12 protein-coding genes are annotated in these 13,074 nt (G+C 74.2%); 5 read left to right on the forward strand and 7 right to left on the reverse strand.

Going from position 1 to position 13,074, the window contains the following annotated elements; translation table 11 throughout:
• Positions 1-47: 47 nt before the first annotated feature.
• The 4 genes from AB0D10_RS07030 to AB0D10_RS07045 all read right to left on the reverse strand — a co-directional run bounded on the left by AB0D10_RS07030 (position 48) and on the right by AB0D10_RS07045 (position 3,695).
• On the reverse strand, positions 48-569 hold the full coding sequence (locus AB0D10_RS07030) for an ion channel (protein WP_360252596.1): 522 nt from the start codon (positions 567-569) through the stop codon (positions 48-50).
• A 167-nt stretch (positions 570-736) separates the two neighbouring features.
• Positions 737-1,018, reverse strand: a complete 282-nt coding sequence (tatA, locus tag AB0D10_RS07035) for a Sec-independent protein translocase subunit TatA (RefSeq protein ID WP_360252599.1) — start codon at positions 1,016-1,018, stop codon at positions 737-739.
• Positions 1,019-1,245: 227 nt separating this feature from the next.
• Positions 1,246-1,815, reverse strand: coding sequence for an isoprenylcysteine carboxylmethyltransferase family protein (locus AB0D10_RS07040; protein WP_360252602.1), 570 nt, complete (start codon positions 1,813-1,815; stop codon positions 1,246-1,248).
• 296 nt (positions 1,816-2,111) lie between these two features.
• Positions 2,112-3,695: an MFS transporter gene (locus AB0D10_RS07045; RefSeq protein WP_360252605.1), complete on the reverse strand. Its 1,584-nt coding sequence runs from the start codon at positions 3,693-3,695 to the stop codon at positions 2,112-2,114.
• A gap of 110 nt (positions 3,696-3,805) precedes the next feature.
• Between AB0D10_RS07045 and AB0D10_RS07050 the strand changes: the two genes are divergently transcribed.
• The gene (locus tag AB0D10_RS07050; RefSeq protein WP_360252608.1) at positions 3,806-4,390 is read left to right on the forward strand and encodes a TetR/AcrR family transcriptional regulator; all 585 of its coding nucleotides are present in this window, start codon (positions 3,806-3,808) and stop codon (positions 4,388-4,390) included.
• Positions 4,391-4,411: 21 nt separating this feature from the next.
• Here AB0D10_RS07050 and AB0D10_RS07055 read toward each other — a convergent pair whose 3' ends face one another.
• Entirely contained in the window at positions 4,412-4,729 is a 318-nt protein-coding gene (locus AB0D10_RS07055; protein ID WP_360252611.1) for a cupin, read from the reverse strand.
• Between the two features lie 106 nt (positions 4,730-4,835).
• Between AB0D10_RS07055 and AB0D10_RS07060 the strand changes: the two genes are divergently transcribed.
• A complete protein-coding gene (locus tag AB0D10_RS07060; protein WP_360252614.1) occupies positions 4,836-5,102 on the forward strand; it encodes a hypothetical protein in 267 nt (88 codons plus the stop codon).
• Positions 5,103-5,162: 60 nt separating this feature from the next.
• On the opposite strand, the gene AB0D10_RS07065 is transcribed toward AB0D10_RS07060, so the two are convergent.
• Positions 5,163-6,320, reverse strand: a complete 1,158-nt coding sequence (locus tag AB0D10_RS07065; protein ID WP_360252617.1) for an acyl-CoA dehydrogenase family protein — start codon at positions 6,318-6,320, stop codon at positions 5,163-5,165.
• Positions 6,321-6,622: 302 nt separating this feature from the next.
• Between AB0D10_RS07065 and AB0D10_RS07070 the strand changes: the two genes are divergently transcribed.
• Positions 6,623-7,789: a TetR family transcriptional regulator gene (locus AB0D10_RS07070; protein ID WP_360252620.1), complete on the forward strand. Its 1,167-nt coding sequence runs from the start codon at positions 6,623-6,625 to the stop codon at positions 7,787-7,789.
• Between the two features lie 236 nt (positions 7,790-8,025).
• Here the strand turns inward: AB0D10_RS07070 and AB0D10_RS07075 are convergent, their stop codons facing one another.
• Positions 8,026-8,349 carry a hypothetical protein gene (locus tag AB0D10_RS07075; protein WP_360252623.1) on the reverse strand — a complete coding sequence of 108 codons (324 nt, stop codon included), beginning with the start codon at positions 8,347-8,349 and terminating at the stop codon, positions 8,026-8,028.
• 238 nt (positions 8,350-8,587) lie between these two features.
• Here AB0D10_RS07075 and AB0D10_RS07080 point away from each other — a divergent pair, with 238 nt between their 5' ends.
• Positions 8,588-10,543 carry an ATP-binding protein gene (locus tag AB0D10_RS07080; protein WP_360252625.1) on the forward strand — a complete coding sequence of 652 codons (1,956 nt, stop codon included), beginning with the start codon at positions 8,588-8,590 and terminating at the stop codon, positions 10,541-10,543.
• Between the two features lie 61 nt (positions 10,544-10,604).
• The gene (locus AB0D10_RS07085) at positions 10,605-12,962 is read left to right on the forward strand and encodes a hypothetical protein (protein WP_360252628.1); all 2,358 of its coding nucleotides are present in this window, start codon (positions 10,605-10,607) and stop codon (positions 12,960-12,962) included.
• The last annotated feature ends 112 nt before the right edge of the window (positions 12,963-13,074 follow it).

Consider the following 13,074-nt stretch of genomic DNA (forward strand, 5'->3'; position numbering starts at 1 on the left):
ACAGGGTTGTCCACACCCTGTGGACAACCCTGTGTGTCGACGCCCGCTCAGTCCGGTTTGCGGATCCGCCGTTCCATGTTGCTGCGGACCGCCCGGGACGCCGTCCCGGCGGCCGCCGCCAGGAACACGAAGTTGTAGAGGATCTGTACGACCACCACGAACCGTGCCGTCTGCCCCGCCGGCGTGATGTCCCCGTACCCCACCGTCGCCATCGTCACGACTGTGAAGTACAGGGCGTCCAGCCGTGTCTCCAGCCCGGCGAACTCCGACTTGTGGGCGCCCATCGCGTAGTACGTGGCCGAGAAGATGGTCGCCGTCAGCCCGATCAGGAACACCAGCCACACCACCGGCCGCTTCGCCGTTCCCCGCATCACTCCGATGATCTTGGCGAGCATCAGCCAGGTCATCCCGGCGAGTGCGGCCACGAAGGCGGCCCAGCTCAGGACCGGCCGGCGGTCGCCGAGCCACCCGAGCGGCAGCGTGAAGTACCCGACCATCAGCAGGGTGAATGCCAGCAGCAGCCAGCACCAGGCCCTCACGTCGGCGGGCGGCGGCGAGTTCTCGGACATCTCGCCAAGCCTGTGCCGAGGGGGCCCGGGACGCCCGCCCGTCTGCGCCGTCCGGACGAATCCGGCCCGTCCGGGCCCCGACCGCCGGACCGCCGGACCTCCGGGCCCGGAACGCCGGAAACCCCCCGGTGGGCTCACCAGGGGGTTTCCGGAGGAAGGGGAGAGGCTCAGGCGGTCGTCTCGGGCCGCTTCGTCTCGGTCGCCTTGGTCACGTTGGTCGGCGTGACGGCCGGGCGGTCCGCGCTCTGCTGGGGAGCGGCGGTGCTCTGCGCGGTGCCGGCGTCCGCCGGGGGCTCGTCCTCGCGCATGGCCTTCGTCTCGGCCTTCAGGATGCGCATGGACTTGCCCAGGCCGCGTGCCATCTCCGGCAGCTTCTTCGAACCGAACAGCAGGATGACGACCGCCAGCACCACGAAGATGTGCCAGGGCTCAAGACCGTTCCGCAGCATCCCTGGCCACCGGTCCCTTCTTGTCTAGAGTCATGGCGGGCTAGCGCCCGTGCTGGCCAGTATGCCTGGCCCTCACGGCGAACGGATACACCGGCCGGGAAACGCTGGCCAAAAACCAGGTGCCGCTCAAGCGGATCGCGAGACCGGGGACGGCCCCGACTCCGGGGGACGGCCCCGACTCCGGGGGCGGCTGGCGGCGTCCGGCTCCGCGCCCGCCCCCGGAGCGATCAGTAGACGAACGGGACGAGTCGCTTGGACGTCCGGCGGTACGCCGCGTACGCGCCGCCGAGCGAGTCCAGCAGCAGCCGCTCCTCGGCGGCGATCCGCCAGCCGTACGCGGCGAGCAGCAGTGCCGCGACCACCAGGGCGGCGGCCCAGCTGCCGGTACCGGTGGCGTAGCCGGTCCAGACCAGCAGGCTGCCGGCGTAACCGGGGTGGCGGATCAGCCGGTACGGGCCGGTGCTGACGACGTGCTGGGCGTCCACGGTGCGCAGCGTACGGGTGTAGTACGCGCCCAGGGTGCGCATGCCCCAGGCCCGCAGTGCCAGCCCGGCGGCGGCCAGTGCGACGCCGAACCAGCCCGCCCAGCCGGGCAGTCGGCCGATCGAGGCGCGGTCGGACACCACCACGACCAGCGTCGACAGCAGGTAGCAGCCGAGCAGCAGGCGGGTCGATCCGCGGTCGCGGCGGTCCGCGTGCCAGGAACCGGCGGCGGCGTCCTCGCGCCGGCGCAGCAGCAGCTCGTAGGCGGCCCAGCACAGGACGCCGAGGAGGGAGAGGAGGGCGGTCAGGGACATGCGGCGGCTCCCGGCGGTCGGAGGGACCCCTCCACGGTCCTCCCGGCGGGTGGCCGGAACACGCACCCGGGGGTGGACGTACCGCGGTCCACCCCCGGGTGGACCGTCACCGGGCCGCCGGCGGCCTCCTCCAGGGCCACCTCCGGCAGCGCCCGGTCGGCAGCCGCGCCCCCGCCCCGGCCCGGCGGCCCGCCCGGGCGCCCGCCTCGCGCGGACGGGCCGCGGACGGCGGAGAGCCCCCGCCCTGGGGTGGGCGGGGGCTCTCGATGACTCGCGTGGATCGGGCCGGGTTTCGGTCAGGCGGTGACGGGCTCGGACTCGGCGGCCGGGGCCGGGGCCGGGGCGGCGGCCGGGAGGTGGCGCAGCAGGCGGTAGGCGAGGAGCGCGGCGCCGAGGGCGAGGACCCCGCCGACGCCGGCGGCGACGTGCAGGCCGTCGGTGAAGGCGGTGCGGGTGGTCTCCAGCAGGTCGGCGCCGAGCCGGCCGGGCAGCTGGGCGGCGACGGTGACCGCGCCGCCGAGGGTGTCCTGGGCGGTCCGGGCGGCCTCGCCGTCGAGGCCGGCCGGGAGGGCGCCGTCCAGCCGGTGGTGGTAGACGGCGGCGCCCGCCGCGCCGAGCAGGGCGATGCCGAGCGAGCTGCCGAGTTCGACGGCGGTCTCCGAGGTGGCGGAGGCGGCGCCGGCCTGCTCGACCGGGGCGGCGGAGACGACCATCTCGGCGGTCATCGTCATGGTGCCGACGGTGCCGGCGGCCAGCACGCCCGCTGCGGTGAGGATGAGTGCCAGCGGGGAGTGCGGGCCGACCTGCGTCATCATCGCGAAGCCGGCCGCGCCGATCAGGAACCCGCCGCCCATCAGCACCGCCGGGCGGACCTTGCCGGCCAGCGCCGAGCTGATCCCGACCGCCGCGCCGACGCCCACGCTCGGCACCAGTGACCAGAGCGAGGCGGTCAGCGGGCTCATGCCCTTGACCAGCTGCAGGTACTGCGAGGTGAAGAGGGCGAAGCCCATCATGGCGAACATCGCGACGGTGTTGACGCTGATCGCGCCGCTGAAGGTGCGTATCCGGAACAGGCTCAGGTCGAGCAGCGGGTTCGCGGCGGTGCGCTGGCGCCACACGAAGGCGGCGGCGAACAGCAGGCCCGCCGGGACGGCGATGGCGGGGAGCGTGCTCCAGCCCTCGACGGCGATGGTCTTGACGCCGTAGACGAGCGGCAGGATCGCGGCGAGCGAGAGCGCGGCGCCGAGCAGGTCGAAGCGGCCGTCGGGGGTCCTTCCGGCCGAAGGCCGGGCGGTGGCGCGGTACTCGGGGAGCAGGGCGGGCGCGGTCAGCAGTACCAGGGTCATCACCGGGACGGCGAGCAGGAAGGCCGAGCCCCACCAGTAGTGGTCGAGCAGCAGGCCGCCGGCGACCGGGCCGAGGGTGGCCCCGGCGGTGAGGATGCCGCCCCAGGCGCCGAGGGCGATCTGGCGCTGCTTGGGGTCGTGGAACATGGTGCGGATCAGCGCGAGGGTCGAGGGCATCACGGTGGCCCCGGCGGCGCCGAGCAGGGCGCGGGCCGCGATCAGCTGGTTCGCATCGTGCGACCAGGCGGCCAGCAGCGAGGCGCCGATGAAGCCGGTGGCGCCGATCATCAGCAGCCTGCGGCGGCCGATCCGGTCGCCCAGCGCGCCCATCGTGATGAGCAGCCCGGCCAGCAGGAACGAGTACATGTCCATGATCCACAGCTGCTGGGTGCCGCTGGGCGCCAGCGTGGTGGAGATGAACGGGACGGCGAAGAAGAGCACGCCCATGTCCATGGAGAGGACGAGGGTCGGGAGCAGCAGGACGGCCAGGCCGATCCATTCGTGGCGGCCTGCGCGGCCGGTGGTTGCGGTCATGGGGGAGACAGTACGGATGTGTCAGACGCCTGTCTAGTACGTATGTGTAAATCGAGCGTGCAAGACGATCGTGCAAGACATCTGTGCAGACCTTCCGTAGGATCAGGGGCATGGGAAACCGCGAAGACCTGATGGCCGGCGCCAAGCGCTGCCTGTACGAGAAGGGCTACGGGCGCACCACCGCCCGCGACATCGCCACCGCCTCCGGTGTCAGCCTGGCCGCGATCGGCTACCACTTCGGCTCGAAGGACGCGCTGCTCAACGCGGCGATGATCGAGGCGATCGGTGAGATGGCGGCCTCACTGGGCGCGGTCGTGGTCGCCGCCAACCAGGTGTCGGAGGATCCGGAGGAGCGCTTCGCCGCCGTCTGGGACGGTCTCCGGGACGTCTTCGTCGAGCACCGCGGGCTCTGGGCCGCCCAGTTCGAGGCGCTCGCGCAGGCCGCGCACGCCCCCGAACTGGCGCAGGCCTTCGCGGGGGCGCAGAAGGAGGGCCGGCTGGGGCTCGCCGCCCTGTTCCAGGGGCTGCCCGAGGTGGCGGAGACCGAGGAGGAGCTCGCCCGCGGCGCCTTCTACCAGACCCTGCTGGCCGGTTACGTCGCCCAGTGGCTGGCCGCGCCCGAACTCGCCCCCAGCGGGAAGGACTTCCTGCGGGGCCTGCGACTGGTCAGCGGCAGCGTGCTGAACGCCGGCTGAACGGCCCCCGGCACGCCCCCGTCAGGACGTGACGGCGGTCAGCAGCACCACCGAGTCGACGTGGGCCAGCAGCCCGTGCCGCTCCTGCGGGACGGGCTCCAGCCGGCCGGCCGGCAGCTCCAGGCGCCGGCCGGCGATGGTCAGCGAGACCCGGCCGCGCAGCACCTGGACGCTCCCGGCGGTGGGCGGGACGTGCTCGTCCAGCGCCGTCCCGGCGGTCAGCGCGATCACGGTCTGCCGCAGCACCCCGTCGTGCAGCACCAGGTGGGCGCTGCGACCGTGCGGGCTCTCCGCCGCGAGGGCCGCGTGCTCCACGGCGAGCTGTTCCAGATCGGGCATCGCGCCGCCTCCTCGCTCCGTGTGCCCAGGGTCGCGGACCTCCCGGCGTCCCGCACCCGGAGGCGCTCGACGTGCAGCCCGAGCCGACTGCGCTCATCGTGGAGGCATGGCGACCAACGAGAACTTCTTCAGTGGATTCCAGGTCAACCGATCGCTGCTGGCCGGCGGCGTGGTGCTCACCGGCATCGGTGCGGTGCTCGGTGCGGCCGGGACGGTGATGGTGTGCGCGGCGCTGGCCACGGCCGGCCGCAACTGGGTACGGGGCATGGACGCCCCGCCGACCGCGATCGCCCACCGGGCGCTGCGCGGGGCGAAGGTGGCGTCCGCCGCGGGCTGGGACGCCTGGCGCACCGAGCAGGCCTCGCCCAACTGACCGCCGGTACCGGCACGGCGGGCCGCCATGGGGGTGCGGCCCGCCGCCGGTCCACCCCGCCTACAGCCCCATGGACTTGGCGATGATGCTGCGCATGACCTCGCTGGTGCCGCCGTAGATCCGGAACACCCGGTTGTCGGTGTAGAGGCGGGCGATCGGGTACTCCAGGATGTAGCCGTAACCACCGTGCAGCTGCAGGCACTTGTCGATCACGGTGGAGGCCGACTCGGTGCAGAACAGCTTCGCCGCGGCCGCGTCGGCCACGGTCAGCTCGCCGTTCTGGTACAGCTCCAGCGCGCGGTCCACCATGGACTGCTGCGCCACCACCTGGGCCTCGCAGTCGGCCAGCGTGAACTTGGTGTTCTGGAACTCGGCCACGGCCTTGCCGAACACCTTGCGGTCCTTGACGTACTGCACCGCGAACCGCACCGCCGCCGCGGACGCCGCGTACGCGCCGACGGCGATGGCCAGGCGCTCCTGCACCAGGTTGTGGGTCAGGTAGGCGAAGGCCCGGCCCTCCTCGCCGAGCAGGTCCTCCACCGGCACCCGGACGTCGCTGAACGCCAGCTCGGCGGTGTCCGAGGTGCGCAGGCCGATCTTCTGCAGCTTGCGGCCGACGGTGTAGCCCGCGGAGGCGGTGTCCACGCAGAGGATGGACAGGCCGGCCCGGCGGTTCTCCGGGTCGTACGGGGCGGTGCGGCAGACCACCAGGACCAGGTCGGCCAGCACGCCGCCGGTGATGAAGGTCTTGGCGCCGTTCAGGACGTAGTGGGTGCCGTCCTCGGACAGCCGCGCGGTGGTGGTGATGCCCGCGAGGTCGGAGCCGGCGCCGGGCTCGGTCATCGCGATCGCCGTCATGATGTCACCGGAGACGAAGCCGGGCAGCCAGCGCCGCTTCTGCTCCTCGTTCGCGTACTCCAGCAGGTACGGCAGCACCAGCCCGGTGTGCACCCCGGAGGAGCCGAAGCTCACGCCCGCCCGGGCGGTCTCCTCGGCGATCACCGCCTGGTACTTGAAGCCGCTCTCGCCCGCGCCGCCGTACTCCTCGGGCACCTCGATGCCGTAGACGCCGAGTTCGCCGAGCTGCCGGTAGAAGTCGCGCGGCGGGTGGCCCTCGGCCTCCCAGTCCTCGTAGACCGGGACGACCTCGTTGGCGATGAAGTCCCGGATGGTCTCCCGGAAGGCCTCGTGGTCCTCGGTGAACACGGTGCGGCGCACGGCGGCGCTCCCTTCGACGGTGCCGGCCGGAGCTGCCGGCGGGGCGGAACGTACCAGGTGATGGCCTCACAAGTTAATCCCGGGTAGCTTCGGCTGTCCAGAGTCGACAGGCGTGCGGCACACGGTCGGCGGGGGTGCCAAGTGAATCCTTGCTAGCCTTCGGGAGACGCCCGGCCGGGACCGGGCGGATACCGGCCGATGCCCGGTGGGCGCCCGGTGGGTGCCCGGCCGACCGGCGCTCGGCCGCGATCGGCCGACCGGGAACTCGGCCGACGAGCGACAGGCCGGGAGGGAGGCGCGCCATGGTGGTCCGACGGCCGCCCGGGCGGCGTGCCCAGATCCTCGCCGTGGCCGCCGACCGCTTCCACCGCAGCGGCTACCACCAGGTCTCGATGACCGAGGTCGCCGCCGGGGTCGGCATCACCGCGCCCGCGCTCTACCGGCACTTCCGCGGCAAGCCCGAACTCCTCGACCGGGCGGTCCGGCTGGGACTGGACGACCTCGCCGTCGGGCTGCGCGGGGCCCGCACCGGCGAGGAGCTCGGCGCCGTGCTGGCCGCCGTCGCGGTCGGACACCGCCCGCTCGGCACCCTGGTGCAGCGCGACGCCCGGCTGCTGCCGCCGGCCCGGCGGGCCGCGCTGCGCCGCGAACTGCGCGCGGACGTCGCGCTGATGACCGCCGTGCTGACTGTCGAACGCCCGGAACTCGCCACGGGGGACGCCGAGTTGCTCTGCTGGTCGGCGCTCTCGGCCTGCGCCGGACTGTCCTACCAGTCGGCCGCTCCGCAACCCCGCCGTGCCGAGGTCCTGCTGCGCGAGCTGGTGGCGGCCGTCCTCGCCGTCCCGCTGGACGGCACGGACACCGGGCCCGCGGCCGGATCGCTGCCGACGCCCGTGCCGGTGCCGAAACCCGCGCCGCGGGCGCGCCGGGAGGAACTGCTCGCGGCCGCCGTCCGGCTGTTCCACCAGCGCGGCTTCGACAACGTCAGCACCGACCAACTCGGCGCCGCCGTCGGCATCTCCGGTCCCAGCGTGTACCGGCACTTCGACAGCAAGGCCCAGCTGCTCGCCGCCTCGCTGGTGCGCAGCCGCGACCTGCTCCGGCACGAGGTGGACGGCGCGATCGCGGCCGCCGACGGGCCCCGGGCGGCGCTGTCGGCCGGGCTGGACGCCTACGTCGGGTTCGCGCTGCGCAACGGCGACTACCTGGGCGCGATGCTCAGCGAGACGGAGCGGCTGCCCCCGCCCGACCGGCGGGCCGCGGTGGAGTTCCGGCGGGACTTCCTGCGCACCTGGGTCGGCCTGGTGCGGCAGGTGCGTCCGGACTGCGACGCGGTGGCCGCCCGGATCCGGGTGCACGCGCTGTTCTCCCTGGTCAACGACGGGGTGCGGAACCGTCCGCACAGCGCACGGCCGGACCTCGGGGACTGCCTGCTGCGCCTCGGCCGGGCTGTGTCGGGACTCTCCTGAGGCACGGCCCCGGGGGCACGGACGCCGGGGAGTGGGTCAGGACACGGCGCGGGCCGGGTGCCCGCCCCCGGGGTGACGGGGCGGGCACCCGGCCCGGACGGCTCGGTACCGGACAGGGCCTGGGAGTCTGATGAAGATCTTGGAAATGCGCCCGGCTTGCACCAGTTCGACCCGCTTGGCATTTACTGGCAATCCGGAGTGAATCGGGCACCCGGAGCAGGATCTTCAGGACACTCCTAGTAGAGGACGTGCGGGTAGTACACCCGGGCGTCGACGTTGCCATTGCCCTGCAGGGCGCCGATGTTCCCGCCGTTTCCGGTCACCGCGAGGCCGTTGTTCTGGTTGCTCGCACCCGAACCGGTCGCCGTCTGTTGGGTGTTGACCACGTTGCCGTTGACGCTGCCGACGACGTTGCCGCTGCCGGCGTTGCTGACGACGCTGCCGTTGGAGTGGTCGATCGCGGCGGCGCCGTTGTCGGCGTGCGCGATGGCGGGGCCGAGGCCCACGAGGAGGAACGCCCCGAGGGCGGTGACGGCGGCGGCTGCGCGAATACGGGACACGCTGGTCTCCCTGACTGGAGGTGCGAATTGTGGCGCCTTCCGGAGTGGCCGCTCCGGGGGCGCCGTTGCCTGACGTCGCCCGTTCAGCATTCACCAGCGGTGTGGACGAACTCCACCGAACGGGTGGCAATTCCCCCGATGGTGGCGATCTGGTCAATTGGGAGTTGACCGCAATCCGTCATTCCGTCAAGAAGAAAGAAATGGTCGGCGGATTGTCGCACTGGCACACTGGGGACCCATGTCTGAAGGTGTCCCGCCCGAGCCCACCCCCGTTGAGGAACTGCGGACGACCGAGGTCGATCTCGGCGGCCTGGTGAACGTCCTCGCCACCCACCTCTACTCCACCCCGCTGGTGGCCCTGCGCGAACTGGTCCAGAACGCGCACGACTCGCACACCCGCCGGCTCCTGGAGGACCCGGAGGGCGACCACCGCCCGCTGATCCGGGTGCGTGCCGACTCCGCCCGGCGCACCGTCGCCATCGAGGACACCGGCGCCGGACTCACCGAGCCGGAGATCCACTCCTACCTGGCCACCGTCGGCACCGGCTACACCCGCATGCTGCGCGAACTGACCGGCAACCAGGAGCTGATCGGCGCCTTCGGGCTGGGCTTCCTGTCCGCCTTCTCGATCGCCGACGAGGTCACCGTCACCACCACCTCGCACCGCGAGCCGACGCTCGGCCACCGCTACCGCAGCCGCGGCGGCGAGCAGTACCGGGTCGAGCCGGCGCCCGCCAGGCCCCGCCCCGGCACCGTGGTCGAGCTGGCGCTCAAGGCCGAGCACGCCCACCTCGCCGACGAGGACGCCCTGCGCGAGATCCTCGGCCGCTACTGCGTGCTGCTCCCGATCCCCGTCCACGTCGGCGACGACGAGCGGCCCGTCAACTCCGTCGAGGTGCCCTGGCGCCAGGAGGCCCTCCCGTCGCCCGCCTCCACCCGTGACCGAGACGCTTCGCGCCGCCCCTCCGACGGCGACCGGTACGCGGCCCGGATGCGCTTCGCCGCCGCCTTCGGCCGCCGCTTCGAGCCGCTCACCGCCTTCCCGGTCCACCCGGTCGACGGCGCGACGGACGCGATCGGCCTGCTCTGGGTCCAGGACGGCGGCACCTACGGCAGCAGCGACAACCGCGACCTCGCCGTCTACCTGCGCGGCATGCTGCTCGCCGAGGACGCCCGCGAACTGCTGCCCGGCTGGGCCGGGTTCATCGGCGGCGTGGTCGAGTCCAACCGGCTCACCCCCACCGCCAGCCGCGAGGACCTCCAGCGCGACGAGCACTACCGCGCGCTCCGGAAGGCCCTCACCGACGCCATCGTGGAGGGCCTGTACGAGACGGCCCGGCTGCGGCCCGCCGCCTGGCGCCGCATCCTCGCCCGGCACGGCCAGGACCTGCTCGGCGCCGCGCTCTGCGACGAGCGGCTGTTCACCCTGCTCGCCGACGACGTCCCGGTGCCCACCTCGCAGGGCGACCTCACCGCCGGTGCGCTGCGCGCGGCGGGCGGGGGAGCGGTGCACGTCGCACTCGGCAGCGGCGGCGGCTTCGAGGAGATGCTGTACCGGGCCATGCGGGTGCCGATCGCGCGCGGCGACCGGTACGCCGTGCTGCCGTTCCTGCGCCGCTACGCCCAGTTGCGCGGCTGCCGGCTGGTCGAACTGGGCAGCGAGCAGGGCAACCGCGAGCTGTTCCGCGACCCGGAGCGGCCGCTGCCCGACGGGGAGGCGGCCTGGCTGGCCGGCGCCCTCGCCGACCCGGGCGAGCAGCTCGTCCCGGCCCGCTTCGACCCGCCCGGTCTGCCGCTGGTGCTCGTCCCGGACCGCGAGGCCGAGCTGAAGGCCCGGATCGAGGACGACCAGGCGGACGCCCGGATCCCGTCCGCCGCGCTGCGGCTGGCCCGTGCCTTCACCGCCCGCACCGACGGCGCGGTCAGGGCCCGGCTCTACCTCAACCTGGACTGCCCGGCGGTCCGGGACCTGCTCGCCGCCTACCGCACCGGGCACACCGGCAGCGCCACCGCCGCCGGGCTGCTCCGCTCGCTCAAGGTGATCATGGCCGCGGCCTCGTCCGGCCCCGCCGGGGGCGACCTCACCGCCGCGCTGGCCGGTGTCGGCACCGCGGTCTCCGCCCTGACCGCCGCCGTCCCGGCCGGCCTGCCGGACGTCCCGGACAGCCCCGGTGCGCTCCCGGGCGAAGCGTGACGGACGGACCGTCAGTGGTCCGCGGTAGACAATCCATCAGCACGACGCAGGGGGAAGAAGCATGACCACCGACATCTGGTCCTGGGTGCAGGACGCCCACCGGCAGCTGGCCGAGGCCGGCCACCACCGGCTGGCCGACGCCGTCGTCGAGCTGCCCGAGCTCGCCACCGAGGGCCGCAACGACCAGCTGGACGCGCTCTACCCCGAGGCACTTGCCGCCGCGCGATCGCTCGACCTGCCCTGGGTCGAGGTCTACCTGCGGCACTGGCGGCTGCAGAACCTGCTGAACAAGCGCCAGCAGGGCGAGGCGGTCATGCCCGAGGCGGTCGACCTGCTCGACTTCGCCCACCGGGAGGGGACCGCCGGCTGCCCGCAGTCCGTCTGCGTGGTCCAGGACTTCGCGATCTGCCACGCCCGGGTCGACGGGCCCGGCTACGTGACCGAGCGGCTGGAGGTGGTCGGCGAGACGCTCGGCCGGATCGAGCCCGGCCGCGCCTGCTACGACTGCCTCTCCCGCGAGTACTCCGACGCCCTGGAGGACGACGGCCGGGCGGCCGAGGCGCTCGACCACCTGGACACCGCGGCCCACCGGATGCGGGCCGCCGGCCAGCGGGTCTCGCTGCGCTTCCACCAGTCCCGGGCCGGGACCCTGCACCTGCTGGGCCGGTACCAGGAGGTGCTGGAGCTGCTCGACACCGCCGAGAAGGCCGAGCAGGCGCAGGGCCACCGGCTGGACGAGCGCGACCGGCGCTGGGGCGCCCTGCTGCGGGCCCGCGCGCTCGCCGCGCTCGGCCGCACGGAGGAGGCACTCGCCCTGCTCCCCGCCCGCGCCGAGGCCGAACAGCACGCGGACCTGCGGCCCACCTGGACGCAGACGGTCGAGCTGCTGGTCGCGGCCGGCGCGTGGGAGAACGACGCCGAGCTGGGCGCCGTGCTGGCCGGCTGGGTGGGCTACCTGGACGACGCCGGTGCTCACCGCCCCTGCGTGGACCTGCTGTTGGCGGCGGGTCGGCTCGCCCTCGCCCGCGGCGCCCGCACGGTGGCACTGACCCTCGCCGCGACCGGGCAGCGCAAGCTCACCCGGTTGCGGCGCACCGACGGCGTGGCGGAGGAGGTCGCGGCCCTGCGCGCGGCCGCCGAAGCACTGCCGCAGCCCGAGCTGCCCGTCCCGCCGGACGAGCTGGCGGCGTACCTGGCCGAGGCCGGGGTGCGCGTCGAGACCGGTGTCGACCTGCTCTCCGTCGCCCTGGACCGGTACCGGGGCGAACAGGCCGGCGCCACCGGAGCGACGGTGCAGCTGGCCACCCTGCTGGGCGGCCTGGGCCACGCCCGCGCCGCGGCCGACCTGCTGTGGCAGCGGCTGGAGGCCGACCCGGAGGACCGGGAGCTGACCGGCACGCTCGGCGAGATGCTGATCGGCGCCCGGGACGCCGACGGCGTGCGCCGCCTCGCCGACCGGCTGGCCGTCACCGCACCCGCCGACGCGCACTGGACCCGCGCCCGCTGGGCCGTCGCCGAGAGCCGCTGGGCCGAGGCGCTGGAGCAGTGCGAGGCGATCCTGGCGCTGGACGACGCGGTGCTCAACACCCGGCGCCTCGCCGCCCGGGCCGCCACCGAGCTGGGAGACCACGCGACCGCGCAGCGGTTCCACCAGGAGCTGCTGGAGCGCGCGCTGCCCGCCGGGGAGGCCGCGGACGAAGAGGGCCACCGGACGGTCCAGGAGCCCGACCTCTGGCACCTGATCACCGCGGCCACCGCCAACCGGGACTGGGCCGTGGTCCGCTCCACCGGCGCGCTGCTGGGCATCGAGTTCGACGAACCCGAGGGCCCGGTCGACGAGGAGTGGCAGCTGGTCACCGTCCGGGCCACCCGCACCAACGGTGCGACGGCCGACCTGCCCGCCGTCCGGACCGGTCCGGCCACCGCCCGCATCCTGCCGGTGCTCGGCGAGGACCTGACGCTCAACCACGGCGACGTGGTGGTCTTCGCCCCGGCGCTGCTGGAGCGCCCGCCGGCCGAGGACACCGAGGAGGAGGAGCGGCGGCACTGGCGTCCGGCGTTCGAGCTGCTCACCCTGCTCGACCCGGCGGGGTACACCACCTACTGGATCGACGGCGGGTGGCCCGGCGACGAACCGTGGGGCACCCTGCGCGAGCGGCTGCAGGAGGCCGGCTACGCGGTCTGGGCGTACAGCGGGGACCAGTACCGGATCACCGACCCGGCGGACGACGACGAGACGCTGCCCGGGATCTACGCCGCGCTCGGGGTGCCGCCGACGGCCTCGGCCGCCGAGGCCGACGCGCTGCTGCACCGGCTGACCGGCCACTGGCCGCACCCGCTCGCCTGGGCGGCCCTGGCCGAGGCGGCCGGCGCGGACGTCGCCCGGCACGAGGAGATCGTCGAGCGCTACGGCCTCTGACGGCCGTCGGCCACCGCCGGCGGCCACGCCGGGTGGAAACCGCACCGGTGGCACCGGCGACCTCCGACCGCACCGGCGACCTCCGACCGCACCGGCCCCGGCGGGCCGCCCC

The sequence above is a fragment of the Kitasatospora sp. NPDC048545 genome, from assembly GCF_040651155.1.
Classification (GTDB): domain Bacteria; phylum Actinomycetota; class Actinomycetes; order Streptomycetales; family Streptomycetaceae; genus Kitasatospora.

Coding starts and splice junctions, on each gene's coding strand:
- AB0D10_RS07050 (WP_360252608.1), top strand. CDS start 3,806: ATGGGAAACCGCGAAGACCTGATGGCCGGCGCCAAGCGCTGCCTGTAC.
- AB0D10_RS07045 (WP_360252605.1), bottom strand. CDS start 3,695: ATGACCGCAACCACCGGCCGCGCAGGCCGCCACGAATGGATCGGCCTG.
- AB0D10_RS07060 (WP_360252614.1), top strand. CDS start 4,836: ATGGCGACCAACGAGAACTTCTTCAGTGGATTCCAGGTCAACCGATCG.
- AB0D10_RS07055 (WP_360252611.1), bottom strand. CDS start 4,729: ATGCCCGATCTGGAACAGCTCGCCGTGGAGCACGCGGCCCTCGCGGCG.
- AB0D10_RS07040 (WP_360252602.1), bottom strand. CDS start 1,815: ATGTCCCTGACCGCCCTCCTCTCCCTCCTCGGCGTCCTGTGCTGGGCC.
- AB0D10_RS07070 (WP_360252620.1), top strand. CDS start 6,623: ATGGTGGTCCGACGGCCGCCCGGGCGGCGTGCCCAGATCCTCGCCGTG.
- AB0D10_RS07030 (WP_360252596.1), bottom strand. CDS start 569: ATGTCCGAGAACTCGCCGCCGCCCGCCGACGTGAGGGCCTGGTGCTGG.
- AB0D10_RS07080 (WP_360252625.1), top strand. CDS start 8,588: ATGTCTGAAGGTGTCCCGCCCGAGCCCACCCCCGTTGAGGAACTGCGG.
- tatA (WP_360252599.1), bottom strand. CDS start 1,018: ATGCTGCGGAACGGTCTTGAGCCCTGGCACATCTTCGTGGTGCTGGCG.
- AB0D10_RS07085 (WP_360252628.1), top strand. CDS start 10,605: ATGACCACCGACATCTGGTCCTGGGTGCAGGACGCCCACCGGCAGCTG.